Here is a 19,642-nt window from a genome sequence, read left to right as displayed (position 1 = left end):
ATATTACTACGATTTCAGCAAGGAAAATTATAAAAATCTTTAATAAAAACACAAAAATATCAATGTATATCATTAAATATATCTCGATGAGTCTGGGTTAAATTTGTCATGGATGCGGCATAATTGATCGTTTTCTAGCTCGGAAACTTCCTCTCCAGCTTTGCATGAGCTTCGCTGCGCGCCAGTTTAGCCCAGAAAGTACATTGAAAAAACAAGAAACCAAACGGCAACAAGAGTTGTTTTGGCCGCATGTTGAAGAGGAGGGTCTTCAGCTTCCATTTCAGCACGAGCCAGGCGAAGGCTGTACTGAAAGAATGTTCTTTTTCCATATCTCTCTTTATATCTCCTGAAATCGAGAAATATCATCAGTATAGCACCGAAGAGAGTGATGATCATTTTGAGAAAGAAAGAGGCGAAATCAAATAATATCATTGAAAATTCGCTCATGACGCCTGCTTTTGTTTTGGCCTCGGCGCGGCGCGCGAAACAAGGCGCAAGACTACCATATCCGGTTTGCAAGGTCCCCCGCCGCCGTTTGCGGCAGCGGGGGTTGTCGTCATGTCAGGCCGGGCGGTGGATGGCGCAGAGCTTGTTGCCGTCCGGGTCGCGCACATAGCCGAGATGGAACGTGCCCGTGGGGCCGGTGCGCGGGCCCGGCGCGCCTTCGATCGAGGTGCCGCCATGGGCCACGGCGACGTCGTGGAACTCCTGCACCTGTTCCGGCGAGTTGCACTTGAAGCCGATGGTGCCGCCATTGGCGGGCACCGCCTGCTCGCCGTCGATCGGCTCGGTGACGGCGAAGGTGCTGCCGTCGTGGCGGTAGAACAGGCGGGTCTGGCCCGAGGCGTTCTGGTTGCGCACCGGCTCGCCGGCGCCCAGGAGCCCCAGCACCGCGTCGTAGAAGCGCTTGGCGCGCTCGATGTCGTTGGTTCCCACCATCACATGGCTGAGCATGTCTTCCTCCCTCTAAGGTTCGACAATCTGGGAACCGGCCGGGCCCGTCGTCGGTCCGGCCGGCATGCGGCGGGCGGGCCGTCCCTACAGGACGATCAGCAGCGCCCCGATGATAACGCCGGTGATGACCAGGTGGATCAGGCAGAAGCCCATGATGTCCTTGGCCTTCAGCCCGGCGATGCCGAGCATGGGCAGGGCCCAGAACGGCTGCAGCAGGTTGGTCCAGGCATCGCCCCAGGCGACAGCCATGGCCACGCGGGCGATATCGGCGCCGAGCGCCTCGGCCGCCGGCAGCATCACCGGCGCCTGCACCGCCCACTGGCCGCCGCCCGAGGGCACGAACAGGTTGACGATGCCGGCGCTGATGAAGGTCCAGAACGGCAGGGTGCCGGCGGAGGAGATCGAGACGAACCACTCCGACATGCTCTGCGCCAGGCCCGACTGGGTCATGATCGCCATGATGCCCGCATAGAACGGGAACTGGATGACGATGCCGGCGCCGCCCTTCACCGCTTCCTGCAGCGCGTCCAGCAGGTTGCGGGCGGTGCCGTGCAGCACGATGCCCAGCATCAGGAACAGGAAGTTGACGATGTTGAGGTTCAGCCCGGCGCCGCGCACGAAGAAGTAGTGCGCGAGGAAGACGAGGCCGGCAAGGCCGACCACCCACATCAGCAACCGGCTGTTTTCCAGGTGCTCGGCCGGACGGGTCGGCACGAACGTCTCGCGCTCCTCGTCGCCCAGCTGTTCGCGCGTGACATAGACGCTCTCGTCCTCGCGCGGCACCATCAGCCAGTTCACCAGCGGAATGACCACGAAGAGAATGGCGACGATGATCAGGTTGAAGCCGGCGAAGATCGTCTCACTGGTGCCGACGACGCCGATCTGCGCCTCGGTGAAGTGGCCGGGCGTGGCGATGGTCAGCGGGATCGAGCCGGCGAGGCCGCCGTGCCAGATCACGAAGCCGGAATAGGCGGCGGCGATCAGCAGGCGGTAGTCGACGCGGATCTGGCGGGCGAGCTCGCGGGCGAACAGCGCGCCGACGACGAGGCCGAAGCCCCAGTTGACCCAGGACGCGAACAGCGAGACCACCGAGACCAGCACGATGGCGGAGCCCGGCGACTTCGCAAGGCCGGCCAGCAGCGCCAGGAACGTCTTCACCGGCGGCGAGGAGGCGAGGATGAAGCCGGTCACCAGGATCAGCAGCATCTGCATGGAGAAGGAGAGCAGGCCCCAGAACCCGTCGCCCCACATCTCGACGACGGCGATCGGGCCGGCGCCCTCGAACAGCATGGCCGCAGCGGCGGCGATGATCGTCAGCAGCAGCACGAAGATGAAAGGATCGGGCAGATAGCGATCCATCAGAACGACGGCAGGACGTGAAAGCGCACGCAACATGACAGCCTCCCATTTTTTCTTCCGGCTCTCGCAGGGCCGATTCCCGGCCTGCAACCGTAAGGCGATGGGGCGCGAGAACTCTGGGGGTGTCAAGTCTCGGGAAGGCCGATTGCAGGTTGTCGTAGCGTCAGGTTTTGCCTGTGCNGTCTCGGGAAGGCCGATTGCAGGTTGTCGTAGCGTCAGGTTTTGCCTGTGCGAACAAGGCGGCCGGCGGGAGCGCGCGCCCCGCCGGCCGGATGCCGTCCTCCGGTCTGGCACGATCAGGGCAGGCGCTGGTCGTAGTCCTGCTTGAGCGCGGCGCAGGTGTCCCAGAAGGGAGCAGCGGGCTTGCGGTTCTCGATGAGCGCCACCAGCACGCCGAGATGGGCATGCCAGCCGGCTATATCGGTCAAACGGACCGTCAGAGTCTCCGTCAGGCTGGATAGAACTTGGGGGCAACGTCAGTGCGGCGGTGAGAGCCCATTCGTGCCAGCCGACCAGCCTTGCCCAGGGGATCACATTCTCGTCAATGTTCTGAAAGAGGTTTTGCCTGTCGCGCCGAGCGGCAACTCGAGAGAACCGAACGTGACCGGAATCGGCGGTGCGTTCTCAAAGAGCCGAAGGAAATCACATGAAAACCCGTATGATTCTGGCCCTGGCGGCAGCTGTCACCTTGTCGCCTTCCCTTGCAGCGACAAGCGTGTCGGCACAGCAGACCGATGCGACTTCCCAAGCTGCGCCCGCACAGAACGTCGATTTCAGCGAAGACAAGCTTGATACCTTCGTTGTCGCCTATGTCGAGGTAACCAGCATCGGCGAAGAATTCCGGTCGCGGGCCGAGCAGACTTCGGACAACCAGGAACGCTTGAAGCTGCAGCAGCAGGCGCAGGTGGCCATGGCCAAGTATGTGGATGGCCTCGAAGGGATCACTATCGACGAGTACAACGCTATTTTCAACCGCGCAGCGACCGACCAGGCTTTCGCCGAAGACCTGCAGCGCCGCGTCAACGCGACCGACTAATGGACCCTGCTCCGATCAGCAAGTACTGAAAGGAGCGCGATATGAGACATTGCTTGATTGCTGGCGCATTGGTCGTGCCGATCTGCGCCGATGCAATGACCTCCTCCTCTCTGAGGGAGCCTGCGTGGCTCCCCTTTTTTTACCTGCGCGGGCCGCTTGAGGCTTTTTGTGATGGAATACGGGGGTTGCTGAGTTCTGCGCGCACGAGCTGCATCCTCCGGGAACAAGCTTGCTGGTAACTTCTCCACACTCGTCCGGAACTTCACCAAGAATACCCTCAAGCAGACTTGAAGCTGAGTTGCTCTCCTTTCTCTTGGCCTGTTTCCGGAGTTGATCTGCGTCAGGGAATGGGGGTGGTGGCACTGTAGCCGACGGAACCATTCGTCCCGTGGGGTTCCCGCGGCGACACGCGGCAAGCACAAGAAAATCCTTAGATGAGCGGGGTCAATCGGTTGCCGAGCTAAAGCTGTAGCGAACCCTCGGATGCCTCGCAGACCGATAACAAGTCGGAGTCAATTTCCAGCATGGTGGAGCGGGGCAGAAAGCCGATTGTTATCAAGGAAGACCAACCGCGAGAGGCAAGCCAGCGCCATCCATCGGTGATGGCATGGAGCAAGGACGTCACCTCGTGCGTCGGCTCGCCCGCCGACGGTCAATGCGGCATCGGCCGATCTGGAGTAGATGGGCATCGTCGACGAGGTCCCAGGGCGCAAGCGGGGCGGTTGTTCAGCTACCAGCGCCATTTTACGGTCCTAAGCGAGGAACCGATCCTTTGCCTGCCGCGACCCAGAATTTTCCGTCGAACACCCCAACGCCCATTGGGTTCGTTCCTACGCTGCTGTGCGAAATAATTCTCCAAGGAGCGCTGTGTCCGTCTGGAGCAGCATGAGATGAAGAGGAGAGGGCGGTCGCAAGTCATGATGATTGCGGCCCTCTGCAACCGTAAGGCGATGGGGCGCGAGAACTCTGGGGGTGTCAAGCCTCGGAACGGCCGATTGCAGGTTGTCGCAAGGTCAAGATCTGCGCGTATGAACAAGGCGGCCGGCGGGAGCGCGCGCCCCGCCGGCCGGATGTTCTCGTCAGCCATGCACGATCAGGGCAGACGCTGGTCGTAGTCCTGCTTGAGGCGCGCGCAGGTGTCCCAGAAGGGAGCGGGCTTGCGGTTCTCGATGAGCGCCACCAGCACGCCGAGATGGGCATGCCAGCCGGCGCTGACGCTGAGCAGCGAGGCCCGGTCGGGCAGGCGGGCATGGACGATGGTCAGCAGCGTGCCCTCGCCGCGCGGGGCCAGGGTGAAGGTCACGTTGCTGGCCGTGCCCCAGGTGATGGAGAAGCTGCGCGGCGGATCGGCGGCGATCACCCGGGAGGTCATGCGGTGTTCCTCGTCGGCGCCCTCGGGCCGTTTGCCGGGCGGGTCGGTCAGCTCGTCGTTGCGCCAGACGAACTCGAACTCGGCGCCGGGCACCAGGGTCATCTCGCCGGCGGCCAGCCACTTCCTGCGCAGCTCGCTGTCGGTGAGCCAGGCCCAGACCTGCTCGGGCGCGGCGGGCAGCACGCGGCGGATCTCCAGCGTGTCGGGGGCGGTCAGCGTGCCGTGGGCATCGGGTGTTTCCATCACGGTCATGTCTTGTCTCCTTCCTTGGGGGCATTGTTCCTGTTGGCGTTTTCCTCGCGCAGCAGGGCGTCGAGCACATCGAGACGGTCGGTCCAGAAGCGTTCGTAGAAGCCGAGCCAGTCGTGGGCGCTGGCCAGCGGCCCCGGTTCCAGCCGGCAGGTATGGGTGCGCCAGCGCACCTCGCGGCGGATCAGGCCGGCCCTTTCCAGCACCTTGACGTGCTTGGAGGCCGCCGCCAGCGACATGTCGAAGGGCTCGGCGAGCTGGCTGACGCTGCGTTCGCCCTCGGAGAGGGCCAGGAGCATCCGCCGGCGGGTGGCATCGCCGAGGGCGTGGAAGATGGCGTCGAGCCGGTGTGTTTCTTGTTCAACCATGAGGTTGAATAAATACCTCGCGGCGGCATAAGTCAACCGAAAAGTTGAATGACGAGGCGAGGGAGCCACTGCCGGCTGCGGCGCCGGTGCGCTTGCCTTGGCCGGCCAAGGTCTGCGATACCTGTCGCTTGCAAGGGGATCCGCCGCCATCGCGGATCGACAGCCTGCGGACGTTGAGCGGTATCTGCGATGAAACTGGCCTACACGACTTCCCCCGGACGCGGCGACATGGACCTCGTGCTCGCCCGCGTCGCCGAGCGGCTCGAGGGACGGGGCCTGCGGGTGCTCGGCGTCGTGCAGATCAATTCCGCCTGCGAGGGCGACCGGCCCTGCGACATGGACGTCAAGGTGCTGCCGCACGGCCCCTTGATCCGCATCTCGCAGTCGCTGGGGCCGCAGTCGCGCGGCTGCCGCCTCGACCCGCAGGGGCTGGAGCAGGCGGTCGGCGAGACCGCCGCCCGGCTCGCCGGCGGAGGCGACGTGCTGATGGTCAACAAGTTCGGCAAGCAGGAGGCCGAGGGCAGGGGCTTTCGCGACCTGATCGCCGAGGCCCTGGCCGCCGACATGACGGTCGTCGTCGGCGTCAACGGGCTCAACCTGCCGGCTTTCCTGGAGTTCTGCGGCGACATGGCGACGCGGCTTCCCGCCGAAGTCGAGGCGATCGCCGGCTGGGCCGAGGCCGCGCTCGCCGCCGTTCCCGAGAACGCGTAAGGCTCATCCGGTCAGCGGGACGCTCTCCAGCACCGTGGCCGGGTGAAACCGCACCACATCCAGCGACGACAGGCGAAGGCGCACCGGCCATTCGGTCCCGGAAAGCGCGTCGAAGGCCGCGCCGATATCCTCGACAGCCTCGCACAGCGTCACATGCGGCACGAAGGCCTCGGCCCGCGTATGCGGGTTCTGTAGCGCGCCCAGGCCCTCGGCCTCGGCCCGCTCGCACAGGGCGGCCTGCAGGTCGAGCAGCGCCCGCGTCGGCTTCGGCGCAGCGAAGAGCACGGCCGGCTGCCCGGGAAACACCGCAAGGCTCGCCAGCGTCAGGCGCAGCGCCGCGGTGCGTGCGCCGATTTGCCGGGCCGCCTCACGGGCGAAATCCTCGACGCGGCCGCCCGCCTCGTCCTCGTTCAGCACGGCCAGCGTCACATGCGGGCGATAGGCGAAGTTGCGGGCGGTGCTCTCCAGCCCGGCCTCGGCGAGCCGCGTCCACATTTCGCGGACCGCGCCCGCACCGTCCTCGTCGACGGTCAGCGTGATGGCGATGGGCATTGTCTCACGCCTCCGCGTCCAGATGCAGCGCCGCCTCGCCGACGCAGATCATCGTCCCGGCGCCGTTGGCGACGGTCAGCCGCAGCAGAAGTTCGCTGCCGCCGTCCTCCTGCGGCCGGAGCCGGACGATGCGCCCGCCGATGACGATGCCGTCGCCCACCGCCAGCGGCTTGACGAAGCGGGTGGAAAGGCGCGCGAGGCGGGCCTGCGGCAGCCAGCTGCGGATCGCGCCTTCCAGCCGGCCCATGATCAGCATGCCGTGGACGATGGTGCCGGGCAGGCCGGCCGCCCGGGCGGCCTGCTCGTCCAGGTGGATCGGGTTGTGGTCGCCGGAGGCCTCGGCATAGGCGGCAACGTCGTCCGGCCCGAGGATCGCGAGCGGCGTGTCGGCGAAGCGGTGGCCGGCGGCGAGCGCGGTCATGGCGCGCTCTCGCGGTTCTCGAACAGCACGATCTCGGCGCGGAACTCCTGCAGGGGCGTGCCGCCCGCCGTGCCTTGCAGGTCCTGCACCCGTCCGCGCAGGGTCAGCCGGTCGGCGCGCTCCTCATGGCTCTTCCAGTCGACGAGGACGGTGTAGTGCCGGTCCGCCTCCAACTCGCCGCTATAGACGAAGTCCTGCGCCTGGTGGACCAGCACGGCGGAGCGCTCGCCGGCAAGCCGAGCCAGCGTTTCCATGACGCTCGGGTGGGAGAAGACGGTGAAGGCGAAGGTCGCCGGCACCGGCTCTTCAGGGGCGCCGAGCGCCGCGGCGAAGGCCCTGACCTGCGCGCGCGCCGTCGACAGGTCGAGGGCGGCGATCTCGGTCCATTGCGCCTCGCTCACCGTCTTAGACCTTCCGGATCGCGACGGTCGCGTTGATGCCGCCGAAGGCGAAGGAATTGCTGAGCGCCGCATCGATCTGCCGCGCCTGCGCGGTGTTCGGCACCGGATCGGCAAGGCATTTCGGGTCGGGTCCCAGCCAGTTGATGGTCGGCGGGGCGATGTTCTCGCGCAGCGCTTCGACGGTGATCACCAGCTCGATGGCGCCGGCCGCTCCCAGCGCATGGCCGTGGATCGGCTTGGTCGAGGAGACCGCGAGCCCCTCCACATGCGCGCCGAAGATCTGACGCAGCGCCTCGCTTTCGGCGATGTCGTTCAGCACCGTCCCGGTGCCGTGAGCGTTCACATAGCCGATCTCGTGCGGTGCAAGGCCGGCATCGGCCAGCGCGCCGGCCATGGCCGCGGCCGGACCCTCGACGGTCGGGCGCAGCAGGTCCGCCGCATCGCTGGTGGTGCCGTAGCCGGCGAGTTCGGCAAGCGGTGTCGCCCCGCGCCTCAAGGCGTGGTCCAGCTCCTCGATCACCAGCACCGCGGCGCCTTCGCCGAGCACCATGCCGTTGCGCTTGTCGGAGAACGGACGGCAGGCCTCCGGCGCCATCACCCGCATGGCCTCCCAGGCGCGGAAGCTCGCCGGCGTCAGCAGCGCCTCGCTGCCGCCGACCAGCATCGTGTCGGCGAGCCCGGCGCGGATCATCTGCAGGCCGTAGCCGACCGACTGGGTGCCGGAGGCGCAGGCGCTGGAAATGGCGAGCGAAGGGCCGCGCGCGCCGTAGCGGATGCTGATCTGCGAGGCGGCGGCGTTCGGCATCACCTTGGCGATGGCCAGAAGGTCGGGCCGGGCGTCGTGGACGTAGAAATTGTAGTGGCCGTCGTCGGAGGTCCAGGCGCCGCCGATGCCCGATCCGATGATCGTCCCGCAGCGCGCGCCCAGCGGGCCTCGCGTATCGATGCCGGCCTGCCGCAGCGCTTCTTCGGCGGCCACCAGCGCCAGCTGGGCGAATCGGTCGGTGGTCTTGAGCTCCTGCTCGCTGAGATGCGCCGAGGGCTCGAAGCCGGTGATATGGGCGGAGCGGGAGACGCGCTGGCGCGGATAGCGCGCAAAGCGCAGTTCGTCGACGCCGCTGCGCCCGTCGCGCGCAGCCTTCCACAGAGCCTGCACGCCAAGGCCGGCCGCCGTGATTGCTCCCATTCCAGTGATGACGACGCGCCGGTTTGCGCTGGTCACTCGGCGCCTTCTTTCATTCGTGCTGCGAGCACTTGCAGGAAATCGCCCAGCGTTCGGGCCTCGGCCAGATCGCCGTCGACGGGAATGTAGACGCCGAATTCTTCCTCGACCGCCATCAGGATGACCACCATGTCGGCCGACTGGATGCCGAGATCCTCGAATGTGGCATCGGCGGACAGCTTCTCGCGCTCGACCATGCCCTCCTTGGCGACGAGATCGAGCAGCCGCTCGATCGTTGCGGCATCCATCCCCTCTGCCGTCAGTCCCATGTCAGCCCCGTACCTGCAGTTTTCAGCGTTTTATGAATGTCATAAGGGTTAAGCCGGTTCTGTTCCAGCATCAAGTCGCTCCGGAATCGGAACTAATACTGAGGCTGTTCCGGCGTTTCCACGTCTTGTGCGGCTTGCGGACGGGCAAGGGCTCCACTATTCACGTCCTGCCCTCGGGTCGCGGCGGCCGCTGCGACGCAAGGGGAGGCAACAGGGCAAGACGGCAGGCGCGCATGAGACAGTCTTCGCACACGGCCACGGACGGCGGCACGCCGGCCCGCGACAGGGCGCCGTTCCTTGCCCGCCTCGTGGGTCTTGCCGCCAGCCTGCCGGTGGTCCTGGTGCCCGCTTCCGCCATCTACATGATGGTCTGGGCCCGCTGGACCTTCTACGAGCGCCATCCCGACTACATCCAGCACAGCGCGCCGACGGTCAGCCGGGCGATCACCGATCCCTATATCGGCGATCCCTTCGCGGCGGCGATCCTCGGCGTTGCCGTCGTCATCGCGCTGGCGATCCTGCCGATCTCCTACGCCTTCTACGGGGCGATCTCGGCGCGCGCCGGCCACCTGCCGAAGGTCGCGGCCGGCCTGCGGCGGATGATGGCGGTGTTCCTGGTGATGCAGGTTCTGGGCACCTCGGGCATGGTCATCTGCACCCAGGTCACCTTCCGCCACGACCACGACCTGCACATGCTCGGCAGCTACCTGTTCTTCGTGTTCCAGGCGCTGTCGATCCTGATGAGCGGGATCATCACCACGCGGCTGCTGCGCCTGCCGGACACGGGTCGGCCGAGCTATCTTCGTCTCGGCTCGCGCTACACGCGCCTGCGCCGCACCCTTGCCTTCGCCACCGCAGGCCTTGCCGGGATCTACGTGGTGCTGTTCCTGGTCAAGGGGCTGGACCTGCCGGTCACCGAATACACGATCTACTACATCTACACGGTGCAGGAGATCGTCACGATCTCGGCCTATATCGTCCAGGTGATGCTCTACGCACCGGAGGTCTATCGCATCGCGCGCAATCTTGCCGCCTCGGGCACCTGGCGCCTGGAGGGCGCTGCCGCAGCCGCCTGATATCCGGTCGTTAGCCGGCCGGCCGGTCCGCCTCGACGATCAGCGCCTCGGTGCGCTCTTCCACCTGCTGTTCCAGCCGCTCCATGAACGGGCCGGACGCCAGCCCGGCCGGGATCGCCGGCAGGAACTCGATGATGATGCGGCCGGGAAACTTCCACGCGCTGTTGCGCGGCCAGAACACGCCGGAATTCAGCGCCACCGGCACGCACGGCACCTGCAGCGCCCGGTAGAGCGCAGCAACGCCGGGACGATAGGTCGGGGCGGACAGCGGCGTGCTGCGCGTTCCTTCGGGAAAGATCACCACCTGCCGGTCGTCCGCGACCCGCTGCTTCGCCTGGCGGATCAGGCTCATCAGGGCGCTGGCGCCCGCGTTCCGGTCGATGGCGATATGGCCGAGCCGCCACATGCCCCATCCGGCGACCGGGATCAGCGTCAGTTCGCGCTTCAGCACGAAGGCGGGATCCTTCAGGATCACCTGCAGCGCCAGCGTCTCGAACGCCGACTGGTGCTTGGCGGCGATCAGGCACGGCCCGTCCGGCAGGTGCTCGCGCCCGCGCACCTCGTAAGCAAGCCCGACGGTCAGCCGCAGCAGGGCGAGCCAGAAACGAACCACGATCCGTGCCGCCGTCCGCGTCACCGCCCGTGGAAGCACCATCAGCACGACGGCCGGCAGCAGCAGCACAAGGGATGCGATCACCAGCCCCTGGAAGACCAGCGAGCGCAGCACCACGAGCGCGCTCGCGCGCGGTGGCCTCCAGTCGGCCCCGGCGGGCATCGGTGCGCCGTCTGCGGCCATGGATCAGCCCCGGTCCTGCGGCGCGCCGATGGTCAGGCGAAGCTGCGCCACGCCCTCGATCTCGCCCTCCAGCCGGTCGCCCGGCTTCAGCGCGGCAACGCCGGCCGGCGTTCCGGTGAAGATCAGGTCGCCCGGCCTCAGCTCCACCGAGGCGCTGCAGATCGCGACGATGTCGGCGACCGGCCAGATCTGGTCGGCAAGGTCGCCCTGCTGGCGGATCTCGCCGTTCACCGACAGCGAGATGCGCCCGCTCTTCGGGTGGCCGATGCGGCTGGCCGGCACCAGCGGCGAACAGGGGGCGGACCGGTCGAAGGCCTTGCCCCAGTCCCAGGGGCGGCCGAGGTCCTTGGCCTGCTGCTGCAGGTCGCGGCGCGTCAGGTCGATGCCGATGCCGTAGCCCCAGATGTGGCTTTCCGCGTTCTCCGGCGCGATGTCGCGCCCGCCGCGGCCGATGGCGACCACCAGCTCCACCTCGTGATGCAGGTCCTGCGTCAGCGGCGGATAGGGGATGGTGCCGCCCGCATCGCACACCGCGTCCGCCGGCTTGGTGAAGAAGAAGGGCGGCTCCCGGTCCGGGTCCTTGCCCATCTCGCGGGCATGGGCGGCATAGTTGCGCCCGACGCAGAAGACCCGGCGGATGGGGAAGCGCGCATCCGTTCCCTCGACGGCGACATCGGCCGCGGCAGGAGGCGCAATCACATAGTCGGTCACGGAAAATCTCCTGCGGATGGAACGGTTCGGGACGGCCGGCGGGCCCTTTGTTTACGCCCTCGGCCTTGCCCGGTCCAGAGGGGCGGGAGAGGGGGCGGCGCTTGCGCATGCCTCGCCCGGCGGCTGCCATGATGGCGATTGTCTTTGATTTTTTGCAATGCAACAATAGCGGGAACGGAACCTACGGGAGCAGTCGATGACAGGGCGTATCATTTCGGTCGCGCAGCAAAAGGGCGGCTCGGGCAAGACGACGCTGGCGGCGCATCTGGCGGTGGCGCTGGCCGCGCGCGGCGCCTTTCCGGTCGCCGTGGTCGACATCGACCCGCAAGGTTCGCTCGGCACCTGGTACGAGACCCGCGAGGAGGCGCTCGGCGACGGGGCGACCGGGCTGACCTTCCGCACCTCCAGCGGCTGGGGCGCCCGGCGCGAGGCCCGCTCGCTCGCCCGCGACCACGGCCTCGTCATCCTCGACACGCCGCCCAAGACCGATTCCGACGTGCGCCCGGCCATCGAGGCCGCCGACCTCGTCCTGGTGCCGATGCAGCCGACCCAGGTCGACCTGTGGGCCACCGGCCAGACGGTCGACATCGCTCGGCGCGAGGGCACCGGCACGCTCGTCGTGCTGAACCGCGTTCCGCCGCGCGCCGCGCTGACCTCCGAAGTGATGGGCCTGATCGGCGAGAACGGCTTCACCGTCGCCTCCGCCCGGCTCGGCAACCGCACGGCCTTTGCCGCCTCGATGGGCGAGGGGCTGACGATCCTGGAGACGGAGGCGCGCGGCAAGGGTGCGGACGAGACGCGCCTGCTGGCCGAGGAGGTCGCGCGGCTGCTCGGCCTGGAGTTTTAGGGGTCTCAGTCCCCGCCGGAGCTGTCCTGCGCGCCGTCGATCACGGCCAGCGCCTCAGCGCCCGTGACGCGGTCGGACAGGGTCAGAAAGTCGCCATAGTGGTTGAGCGCGGCGCTCAGCTGCCTGTCGTAGATCGCCTTCGGCACTTCTTCCGCGCCGAACTGGGCCAGGTGCTCGGTGACGAACTGCGCGTCGAGCAGGTGGTAGCCGCCGGCGATCAGCCGCGCCACCAGATGGCTCAGCGCCACCTTGGAGGCATCGCGCTCGCGGGCGAACATGCTCTCGCCGAAGAAGGCACCGCCCAGCGACACGCCGTAGAGCCCGCCGACCAGCTCGCCGCCGCGCCAGGCTTCCACCGTGTGGCAGTAGCCCATGTCGTAGAGCGCGCCGTAGAGGCGGCGGATCTCGCGGTTGATCCAGGTCTTGCGGCGGCCGTCCGCCGGGGCGGCGCAGCCGTCGATCACGCCCTGGAAGTCGTGGTCGACGCGGATCTCGAACACGTCCTGGCGGATGGTGCGGCGCAGGCGGCGGGGGATGTGGAAGCCCTCGAGCGGCAGGACGCCGCGATGCTCCGGTTCGATCCAGAAGAGGTTCGGGTCCTCGGCCGACTCGGCCATGGGAAAGATGCCGCAGGCATAGGCCTTGAGCAGCACCTGCGGCGTGATGACCAGCGGATCGTGGGTGTTCCCGGCCATGGCTGCCTTTCCTGGGATGCCCGAGGCGGGCGCCCGCATACGTTGGGGGGGCGGCGCCGGCTGGCGGCGCCGTCCGTCCCGTCAGTCGTCCGACTTGGCGGCGAGATACTTCTCGAGCCAGTGGATGTCGTACATGCCGTTGGCGATGTCCTGGTTGTCCACCAGGTCGCGGAACAGCGGGATCGTCGACTGGATGCCGTCGACGACGAACTCGTCGAGGCAGCGCCGCAGCCGCATCATGCATTCCACCCGGTTGCGGCCGTGCACGATCAGCTTGCCGATCAGGCTGTCGTAATGCGGAGGGATCCGGTAGCCCTGATAGACGCCGGAATCGACGCGCACGCCCAGCCCCCCCGGCGGGTGGTAGTAGCTGATCTGGCCGGGCGAGGGCGCGAAGGTGCGCGGGTTCTCGGCGTTGATGCGGCATTCGATGGCGTGGCCCTCGAACAGCACGTCCTCCTGGCGCAGCGTCAGCTCGGCGCCCGAGGCGATGCGGATCTGCTCGTTGACCAGGTCGATGCCGGTGATCATCTCCGTCACCGGATGCTCCACCTGCAGGCGGGTGTTCATCTCGATGAAGTAGAACTTGCCCTCTTCGTAGAGGAACTCGATCGTGCCGACGCCGCGGTATTTCAGCTTGCGCATGGCATTGGCGACGATCTCGCCGATCTCCTTGCGCTGCGCCGCGTTCAGCGCCGGGGAGGGAGCCTCCTCCCAGACCTTCTGGTGGCGGCGCTGCAGCGAGCAGTCGCGCTCGCCCAGATGGATGGCGTTGCCGCGGCCGTCGCCCAGTACCTGGATCTCGATGTGGCGCGGCTTGCCGAGATACTTCTCCATGTAGAGCGCATCGTCGCCGAAGGCGGCCTTGGCTTCCGAGCGGGCCGTCGACAGCGCGGTGTCGAGGTCCTTTTCGCTCAAGGCCACCTTCATGCCGCGTCCGCCGCCGCCGGCAGCGGCCTTGACCAGCACCGGATAGCCAATCTCTCGGGCGATCGCATGGGCATCGTCGCTCGGCGTCACCGCGCCGTCGGAGCCGGGAACCACCGGGATGCCGAGGTCGCGCGCCGTCTGCTTGGCGGCGATCTTGTCGCCCATGATGCGGATGTGCTCGGCCGTCGGGCCGATGAAGGCGATGTCGTGCGCCTCCAGGATCTCGGCGAAGCGGGCGTTTTCCGACAGGAAACCGTAGCCCGGATGCACCGCATCGGCGCCGGTGATCTCGCAGGCGGCCAGCAGCTGCGGGATGTTGAGGTAGCTGTCGCGCGCGGCCGGCGGGCCGATGCAGACGCTCTCGTCGGCAAGGCGCACATGCATGGCATCGGCATCGGCGGTCGAGTGCACGGCCACCGTCTGGATGCCAAGCTCCTTGCACGCGCGCAACACGCGCAGCGCGATCTCGCCCCGGTTGGCGATCAGGATCTTGGAGAACATGGGCTCGGTCCCCGTCACTCGACGACGACGAGGGGCTCGCCGTACTCCACGGGCTGGCCGTCTTCGACGAAGATCGCCGTCACCCGTCCGGCGCGCGGCGCCGCGATCTGGTTCATGGTCTTCATGGCTTCGACGATCAGCAGCGTATCGCCGGCGGCAACCGTGTCGCCGATCTCGACGAAGGTGCGCGCGCCCGGCTCCGGCGAGCGGTAGGCGGTGCCGACCATCGGCGAGGTCACGGCGCCCGGATGGTTGGCGGCCTCGGCGGGGGCGACCGGCGCGGGCGCAGCGGCGGCGACGGGAGCGGCGGCGCGGCCGATGGAGACCGGCGCCTCGACGGTGACCTGACGGGCGACGCGGACGCGGAAATCGTCCCGCTCGAGCTCGATCTCGGTCAGGTTGGTCTCGTCGAGCAGTGCCGCGAGCTGGCGAATCAGGTCCTGGTCGAGCTGGTTTTTCTTTTCCGACATGGGCTTGTCTTGATCTTTTCGTGGTTGTTAAGGCGCGCCTATGCGCCCGCAGGTCATGGCCTGATGACGGTCGACAGCGCTTCCAGCGCCAGCCGGTAGCCCGTCGGGCCGAAACCGCAGATCACGCCGAGCGCGACCGGCGAAACGTAGGAGCGGTGGCGGAATGCCTCGCGGGCATGGACGTTCGACAGATGGACCTCCACGGTCGGGATCTGCGCCGCCCGGATCGCGTCGTGAAGCGCCACCGAGGTGTGGGTATAGGCCGCCGGATTGATCACCAGGCCCTGGGCGACGTCGCCCGCTTCCTGGATCCAGTCGACCAGCACGCCCTCGTGGTTGGACTGGCGGAACTCGATGTCGAGATCGAGATCCTCGCCGACATCGCGGCACAGCCGCTCGATATCGGCCAGCGTCGCCGTTCCGTAGGTGGAAGGCTCCCGGGTCCCGAGCCGGTTGAGGTTCGGTCCGTTGAGGACGTAGATCGAGGCGGACATGCAATCCTCTTCAAGGGTCCCGGCGGCGAACCTGCTGGTGTCGAAAGTCCGGTCCAGAAGCCCGACAAGGGGCAACGCGGCGCACCCTCGCGCCGCGTCACGACATCCCGCCTCTTATAGGCACTCGCGCGGATGAGGAAAAGACCTCATCTTCCCGCTTTGCTCGCCCCGCGGGCCCGTCGCCGGCGGCCTCAGCAGGTCGCCTGGCCGCAATTGCGCATGGCCGAGATCTTGCCCTTGAGCTGGTCGTAGCCGACCGCGCCCATCACCACCTCGTCGCCGATCACATAGGACGGGGTGCCGGTCAGGCCGAGCCGGTTGGCGAGCATGTAGACCTCCTCGATGGTGGTGTTCACCTCGCTCTTGCCCAGCGTCTCCTCGACCTTGGCCGTGTCGATGCCCGCGGTCTCGGCCGCGGCCAGCGCCGCCGCCTTGTTGGCCTGGCCGCGCAGGCCCATCAGCTCGCGGTGGAAGTCGTGATACTTTTCCGGCGCGATCATGTTGACCGCAACGGCGACCTGCGCCGCCTCGACCGAGCCCTGGCCCAGCACCGGGAATTCCTTCAAGACGATGCGCAGCTTGTCGTCCTCTTCCAGCAGTCGCTCCATGTCGGCCATGGCCCGCTTGCAGTAGCCGCAATTGTAGTCGAAGAACTCGACCAGCGTGACGTCGCCCTCGCGGTTGCCGAGCTCCACCTGGCGGGTGGAATCGAACATGATGTCGGCGACGCTCGACAGCGCGTCGGAGCGGGCCTTGCTGGCGGCAGCGACCTCGCGGCGCTCCAGTTCCTCCAGCGCCTCGCGGATCACTTCCGGGTTCTGGACCAGGTACTCGCGCACGATGGTCTCGACGTCGCCGCGCTGCAGCGGCGCGTCCTGGGCGAGCGCCATCGGCGACAGGAGAAGCGTCAGCATCGCGGCGGCGGCCAGTACGAGTTTCTTCATTCGGATCTCCAACGGCCGGGCCCTGCCGGCGTGAGTGCCTTGCATCCTTGCGGCGCGGTCACGACCGTCCGGGGAGCTTCGGGGGTTTATAGGACACGATATCATCGGCTTGCAGCCATGCGGGCGTGCCCCGCTTCAAATTTTTTTGTGCGCGGGCGGCGTAGCGCTTTGCGGCCTCGAAATCCCCGCGCGCCATCAGGCCCCTTGCAGTCGCCACATCCGCCTCCGCCGTCTTGCCCTGGCGGCCGAGCGCGATGGCCAGTTGCGAATGGCCGATGGGCGAGTTCTCGTCCACCTGCAGGCCGGCCTTGAGGATCCTCTCCGCCTCCGGCAGCAGCGATGTGTCGTTGGCCGCCACCAGCGCGAAGCCGAGCCAGATCTGGAACTGGGCCTCGCGCGGGCGCAGGCTCAAGGCCTGGCGGAACGGGGCGATGGCCGCTTTCGGGTTGCCCGATTCCAGCAGCGCCTGGCCCTTCAGCTCATGGAAATAGGGGTTGTCCGGCTGCCGGCGGATCAGCTTGTCGATGGCCTCGACCGCTTCCTTGCGGCTGCGGGTGCGCATGGTCACCACCGCGCGCGCATATTCGGCCGGCAGCGAGCTGTCCGAGCGCGGGTAATCGCGCGCCACCGTATTCGGATGGGCGGTGAACGCGATCAGCTTGGCGCGCACCATGTCGTGGCGGGCCTGCAGCCGCGGATCTTCCGGCGCGTCCCAATAGGGGCTCTGGCGCGCCACCGTCTCCAGCTGGGTCAGCCGCTCGCGCGGCATCGGGTGGCTCTGCGCGTAAGGGTCGGTGTACTGCGCCGAAAACAGCGTCTGGTCGGCAAAGCGCGCGAAGGTCTTCAGCTTGCCGCGCGCCGACTGGCGGGTCTTCTGCAGGAAGGTGAGGGCGGCCCGGTCGGCGATCGATTCCTCGCCGCGCCGATAGGCGAGCAGCGAGCGTTGGGCAAGGCCTGCGCCTGCGGTCAGCGCGCCGGCGCCGCCCTGCGAGATGCCGCTGGAGCCGGAGCTCGAGCCGGCGGCCATGGCGCCCGCGCCCAGCACCGCGCCGATCACGGCGATGATCTGCGCATTGGCCAGCGCCTGGCGCAGCCGCACCAGGTGATTGCCGGTGATGTGTCCGGTCTCGTGCGCCAGCACGCCGATCACCTCGCCGGGCGTCTCCGCATCGGTGATCACGCCGACATTGATGAAGATGCGCCGGGCGTCGGCGACGAAGGCGTTGAAATCGTTGCGGTTGACCAGCACGATATCGACCTGCTGGCGGGCGATGCCGGCCGCATCGAAGATCGGCCCGGCATAGTCGCGCATCAACGCTTCCGTCTCCGCATCGCGCACCAGCGGGATGCCGCCTTGAGCCTGCGCCGCCGTGCCCATCGGCGTCAGCGCCAGCACGCCGGCCATGGCCAGCGCCGCGCTCCGGCGCAGCAGCGTGCGGGCCGGGAGCGATCCCGGACGGTTGCGGTCGAGCGAGCGGAAGGACCCCATCTTCTGCCTCTTGCCTGTTCTGCTGGCCTGTTCTGCCTTTTGCCTGCCGCGCGGGCCGGGCCTTGCGGGCAAAATCCCGCTTGCGGTCCATCCCGAGCCTCGACAGCGACGCGCGCGAAGGGTAGGGAGCCGGTGAAGGGCGGTCAACCGCTCAGCCCAAGCCTCCTGCCTTTCGTCTAGACGCGGCAAATGCGGCGCGAGATGGGCAGGCGGGGCCGCGTGCCGCAGATTGCCGCCCAGACCGAACACAGGACGTTATTCATGTCGCATCCTTCCCGCCGGTCCGAAGTCGAGCCGTTCCTCGCCATGGACGTGCTGTCGCGCGCCAACACGCTGGAGGCGGAGGGTCGGCACATCCTGCATATGGAGGTCGGCCAGCCCGGCGCGGCGGCGCCAGCCGCCGTGCTCGCGGCGGCCCGTGCGGCGCTGGAGGGCGGGCGCATCGGCTATACCGAGGCGCGCGGCATCGCCGGCCTGCGGCAGGCGATCGCCGGCTACTATCGCGACACCCACGGGCTCGACGTGCCCCTGTCGCGGATCGTCGCCACCACCGGCTCGTCGGCGGGCTTCAATCTCGCCTTCCTCGCCGCCTTCGATGTCGGCGACCGGGTGGCGATCACCGCGCCGGGCTATCCGGCCTATCGCAACATTCTCAAGGCGCTGGGTCTCGTCCCGGTCGAGATCGAGGTCGGCGCCGACACCCGCTGGGCCCTGACGCCGGAGCTGCTGGAGGCGGCCCACCGCGAGGCGCCGCTCAAGGGCGTGCTGGTCGCCTCTCCGGCCAATCCCACCGGCACGATGATGACGCCGCAGGCGCTGAAGGCCTTGAGCGATGCCTGCGAGGCGCTGGACATCCGCTTCATCTCCGACGAGATCTATCACGGCCTCGTCTTCGACGGCGAGCAGGAGACGGCGCTCTCCTTCACCGACAAGGCCATCGTCATCAACAGTTTCTCGAAATACTACTGCATGACCGGTTGGCGCATCGGCTGGATGGTGCTGCCGGAGGACCTGGTGCGCCCGGTCGAGCGCATCGCCCAGAGCCTCTACATCTCGCCGCCGGAACTGTCGCAGCGGGCGGCCGCCGCCGCCTTCGATGCGCGCGACGAACTGGAGGCGGTGAAAGCCGGCTACGCCCGCAACCGCGCGCTGCTGCTGGAGCGCATGCCGCAGCTCGGCTTTACCGAGCTGCTCCCCGTCGACGGCGCCTTCTACCTCTATGCCGGCATCCGTCCCTTCGCCAATGACAGCCTGGCCTTCGCCTCGCGCCTTTTGGAGGAAGCCGGCATCGCGGCGACGCCCGGGCCGGACTTCGATCCGGTCAACGGGCGGTCCTACATGCGCTTTTCCTTCGCCGGCGATCACGCCGTCATCGCCGAGGCGGTCGAGCGGCTCGCCGACTGGCTGCCAAAGGCGGGGTGAGGGGCGGGCGCAGTTCGCTCCGCCCTCGCGTTTCGTCCTTCCGGATCGTCGGTCTCGTCCGGGAAGACACGGGGAGGGGCATGTGCGTCAGGAACGGCGGCGACGACACGCCGCTGCGACCCCCACCCTCTGCCTGTCGTCCCGGTTCCGGCGCAGCCGGAGACCGGGATCCAGTAACCACAGGTCGCGCGGCTCGAGCCGTGACGGTGCCACAAGGCCGCCGGCGGCCGTCGAACGGCCGCAGGCTGCTGCCGTGGCGTCACCATCCACCCTGGCGGATACTGGATACCTGCCTTCGCAGGTATGACAGTCGGGGAGGTGGCGATGCTCTCCCGTCTCGCACCCGCTGAGGG

24 protein-coding genes are annotated in these 19,642 nt (G+C 67.5%); 5 read left to right on the top strand and 19 right to left on the bottom strand.

The annotated features are described in order from the left end of the window. Positions 1–186 precede the first annotated feature (186 nt). From MNI96_RS03365 to MNI96_RS21815, 4 genes are all read right to left on the bottom strand, one after another. On the bottom strand, positions 187–519 hold the full coding sequence (locus MNI96_RS03365; protein ID WP_249690348.1) for a hypothetical protein: 333 nt from the start codon (positions 517–519) through the stop codon (positions 187–189). A 42-nt stretch (positions 520–561) separates the two neighbouring features. Then, a complete protein-coding gene (locus MNI96_RS03360) occupies positions 562–954 on the bottom strand; it encodes a VOC family protein (protein WP_249690346.1) in 393 nt (130 codons plus the stop codon). A gap of 84 nt (positions 955–1,038) precedes the next feature. Then, entirely contained in the window at positions 1,039–2,349 is a 1,311-nt protein-coding gene (locus tag MNI96_RS03355) for a short-chain fatty acid transporter (protein ID WP_249690344.1), read from the bottom strand. A gap of 260 nt (positions 2,350–2,609) precedes the next feature. Further along, complete coding sequence (locus MNI96_RS21815) at positions 2,610–2,741, bottom strand: SRPBCC family protein (RefSeq protein WP_283776290.1); 132 nt, start codon at positions 2,739–2,741, stop codon at positions 2,610–2,612. A gap of 218 nt (positions 2,742–2,959) precedes the next feature. Here MNI96_RS21815 and MNI96_RS03350 point away from each other — a divergent pair, with 218 nt between their 5' ends. Next, positions 2,960–3,349 (top strand): DUF4168 domain-containing protein, encoded by a 390-nt coding sequence (locus tag MNI96_RS03350; RefSeq protein ID WP_249690343.1) that lies wholly within the window; start codon positions 2,960–2,962, stop codon positions 3,347–3,349. 1,093 nt (positions 3,350–4,442) lie between these two features. On the opposite strand, the gene MNI96_RS03345 is transcribed toward MNI96_RS03350, so the two are convergent. Then, positions 4,443–4,973: an SRPBCC family protein gene (locus MNI96_RS03345; protein ID WP_249690341.1), complete on the bottom strand. Its 531-nt coding sequence runs from the start codon at positions 4,971–4,973 to the stop codon at positions 4,443–4,445. Then, on the bottom strand, positions 4,970–5,338 hold the full coding sequence (locus MNI96_RS03340) for an ArsR/SmtB family transcription factor (protein ID WP_249690339.1): 369 nt from the start codon (positions 5,336–5,338) through the stop codon (positions 4,970–4,972). The genes MNI96_RS03345 and MNI96_RS03340 overlap by 4 nt, the downstream gene beginning before the upstream one ends. A 189-nt stretch (positions 5,339–5,527) precedes the next feature. Here MNI96_RS03340 and MNI96_RS03335 point away from each other — a divergent pair, with 189 nt between their 5' ends. After that, positions 5,528–6,049, top strand: coding sequence for a DUF2478 domain-containing protein (locus tag MNI96_RS03335; RefSeq protein WP_249690337.1), 522 nt, complete (start codon positions 5,528–5,530; stop codon positions 6,047–6,049). 3 nt (positions 6,050–6,052) lie between these two features. Here MNI96_RS03335 and MNI96_RS03330 read toward each other — a convergent pair whose 3' ends face one another. Genes MNI96_RS03330 through MNI96_RS03310 form a run of 5 tightly spaced genes read right to left on the bottom strand, consistent with a single transcriptional unit; the run spans position 6,053 to position 8,914 of the window. Beyond that, positions 6,053–6,601 carry a 2'-5' RNA ligase family protein gene (locus MNI96_RS03330; protein WP_249690335.1) on the bottom strand — a complete coding sequence of 183 codons (549 nt, stop codon included), beginning with the start codon at positions 6,599–6,601 and terminating at the stop codon, positions 6,053–6,055. A gap of 4 nt (positions 6,602–6,605) precedes the next feature. Then, positions 6,606–7,022, bottom strand: coding sequence for a MaoC family dehydratase (locus MNI96_RS03325; protein WP_249690333.1), 417 nt, complete (start codon positions 7,020–7,022; stop codon positions 6,606–6,608). Next, a complete protein-coding gene (locus MNI96_RS03320; RefSeq protein WP_249690331.1) occupies positions 7,019–7,423 on the bottom strand; it encodes a hypothetical protein in 405 nt (134 codons plus the stop codon). The genes MNI96_RS03325 and MNI96_RS03320 overlap by 4 nt, the downstream gene beginning before the upstream one ends. 4 nt (positions 7,424–7,427) lie before the next feature. Continuing rightward, on the bottom strand, positions 7,428–8,645 hold the full coding sequence (locus MNI96_RS03315; protein WP_349629116.1) for a beta-ketoacyl-[acyl-carrier-protein] synthase family protein: 1,218 nt from the start codon (positions 8,643–8,645) through the stop codon (positions 7,428–7,430). Then, the gene (locus MNI96_RS03310; RefSeq protein WP_249690329.1) at positions 8,642–8,914 is read right to left on the bottom strand and encodes an acyl carrier protein; all 273 of its coding nucleotides are present in this window, start codon (positions 8,912–8,914) and stop codon (positions 8,642–8,644) included. The genes MNI96_RS03315 and MNI96_RS03310 overlap by 4 nt, the downstream gene beginning before the upstream one ends. Positions 8,915–9,147: 233 nt before the next feature. Between MNI96_RS03310 and MNI96_RS03305 the strand changes: the two genes are divergently transcribed. Next, complete coding sequence (locus MNI96_RS03305; protein ID WP_249690328.1) at positions 9,148–9,990, top strand: Frag1/DRAM/Sfk1 family protein; 843 nt, start codon at positions 9,148–9,150, stop codon at positions 9,988–9,990. A gap of 10 nt (positions 9,991–10,000) precedes the next feature. Here MNI96_RS03305 and MNI96_RS03300 read toward each other — a convergent pair whose 3' ends face one another. Together MNI96_RS03300 and MNI96_RS03295 are read right to left on the bottom strand one after the other, a co-directional pair. Next, entirely contained in the window at positions 10,001–10,786 is a 786-nt protein-coding gene (locus tag MNI96_RS03300; protein WP_249690327.1) for a lysophospholipid acyltransferase family protein, read from the bottom strand. 3 nt (positions 10,787–10,789) lie between these two features. Continuing rightward, positions 10,790–11,497: a fumarylacetoacetate hydrolase family protein gene (locus MNI96_RS03295; protein WP_249690326.1), complete on the bottom strand. Its 708-nt coding sequence runs from the start codon at positions 11,495–11,497 to the stop codon at positions 10,790–10,792. A 196-nt stretch (positions 11,498–11,693) separates the two neighbouring features. Here MNI96_RS03295 and parA point away from each other — a divergent pair, with 196 nt between their 5' ends. Continuing rightward, complete coding sequence (gene parA, locus MNI96_RS03290) at positions 11,694–12,344, top strand: ParA family partition ATPase (RefSeq protein ID WP_249690325.1); 651 nt, start codon at positions 11,694–11,696, stop codon at positions 12,342–12,344. A 5-nt stretch (positions 12,345–12,349) separates the two neighbouring features. Here parA and aat read toward each other — a convergent pair whose 3' ends face one another. From aat to MNI96_RS03260, 6 genes are all read right to left on the bottom strand, one after another. Beyond that, a complete protein-coding gene (aat, locus tag MNI96_RS03285; RefSeq protein WP_249690324.1) occupies positions 12,350–13,039 on the bottom strand; it encodes a leucyl/phenylalanyl-tRNA--protein transferase in 690 nt (229 codons plus the stop codon). An 81-nt stretch (positions 13,040–13,120) separates the two neighbouring features. Further along, positions 13,121–14,470 carry an acetyl-CoA carboxylase biotin carboxylase subunit gene (gene accC, locus MNI96_RS03280; protein WP_249690322.1) on the bottom strand — a complete coding sequence of 450 codons (1,350 nt, stop codon included), beginning with the start codon at positions 14,468–14,470 and terminating at the stop codon, positions 13,121–13,123. A gap of 14 nt (positions 14,471–14,484) precedes the next feature. Beyond that, on the bottom strand, positions 14,485–14,940 hold the full coding sequence (gene accB, locus MNI96_RS03275) for an acetyl-CoA carboxylase biotin carboxyl carrier protein (RefSeq protein WP_249690320.1): 456 nt from the start codon (positions 14,938–14,940) through the stop codon (positions 14,485–14,487). A gap of 53 nt (positions 14,941–14,993) precedes the next feature. Further along, on the bottom strand, positions 14,994–15,434 hold the full coding sequence (aroQ, locus tag MNI96_RS03270) for a type II 3-dehydroquinate dehydratase (RefSeq protein ID WP_067215835.1): 441 nt from the start codon (positions 15,432–15,434) through the stop codon (positions 14,994–14,996). Positions 15,435–15,625: 191 nt separating this feature from the next. Beyond that, positions 15,626–16,378: a DsbA family protein gene (locus MNI96_RS03265; protein ID WP_249690317.1), complete on the bottom strand. Its 753-nt coding sequence runs from the start codon at positions 16,376–16,378 to the stop codon at positions 15,626–15,628. 58 nt (positions 16,379–16,436) lie between these two features. Next, positions 16,437–17,867 (bottom strand): M48 family metalloprotease, encoded by a 1,431-nt coding sequence (locus MNI96_RS03260; RefSeq protein WP_249690315.1) that lies wholly within the window; start codon positions 17,865–17,867, stop codon positions 16,437–16,439. A 261-nt stretch (positions 17,868–18,128) separates the two neighbouring features. Here MNI96_RS03260 and MNI96_RS03255 point away from each other — a divergent pair, with 261 nt between their 5' ends. Further along, positions 18,129–19,289, top strand: coding sequence for a pyridoxal phosphate-dependent aminotransferase (locus MNI96_RS03255; protein WP_249690313.1), 1,161 nt, complete (start codon positions 18,129–18,131; stop codon positions 19,287–19,289). Positions 19,290–19,642: the final 353 nt, after the last annotated feature.

This window comes from Stappia sp. WLB 29, from assembly GCF_023507705.1.
In the GTDB taxonomy this organism is placed as follows: domain Bacteria; phylum Pseudomonadota; class Alphaproteobacteria; order Rhizobiales; family Stappiaceae; genus Stappia.
Note: the sequence above shows the minus strand (reverse complement) of the source record. Positions and strands in the feature narration are given on the sequence as shown.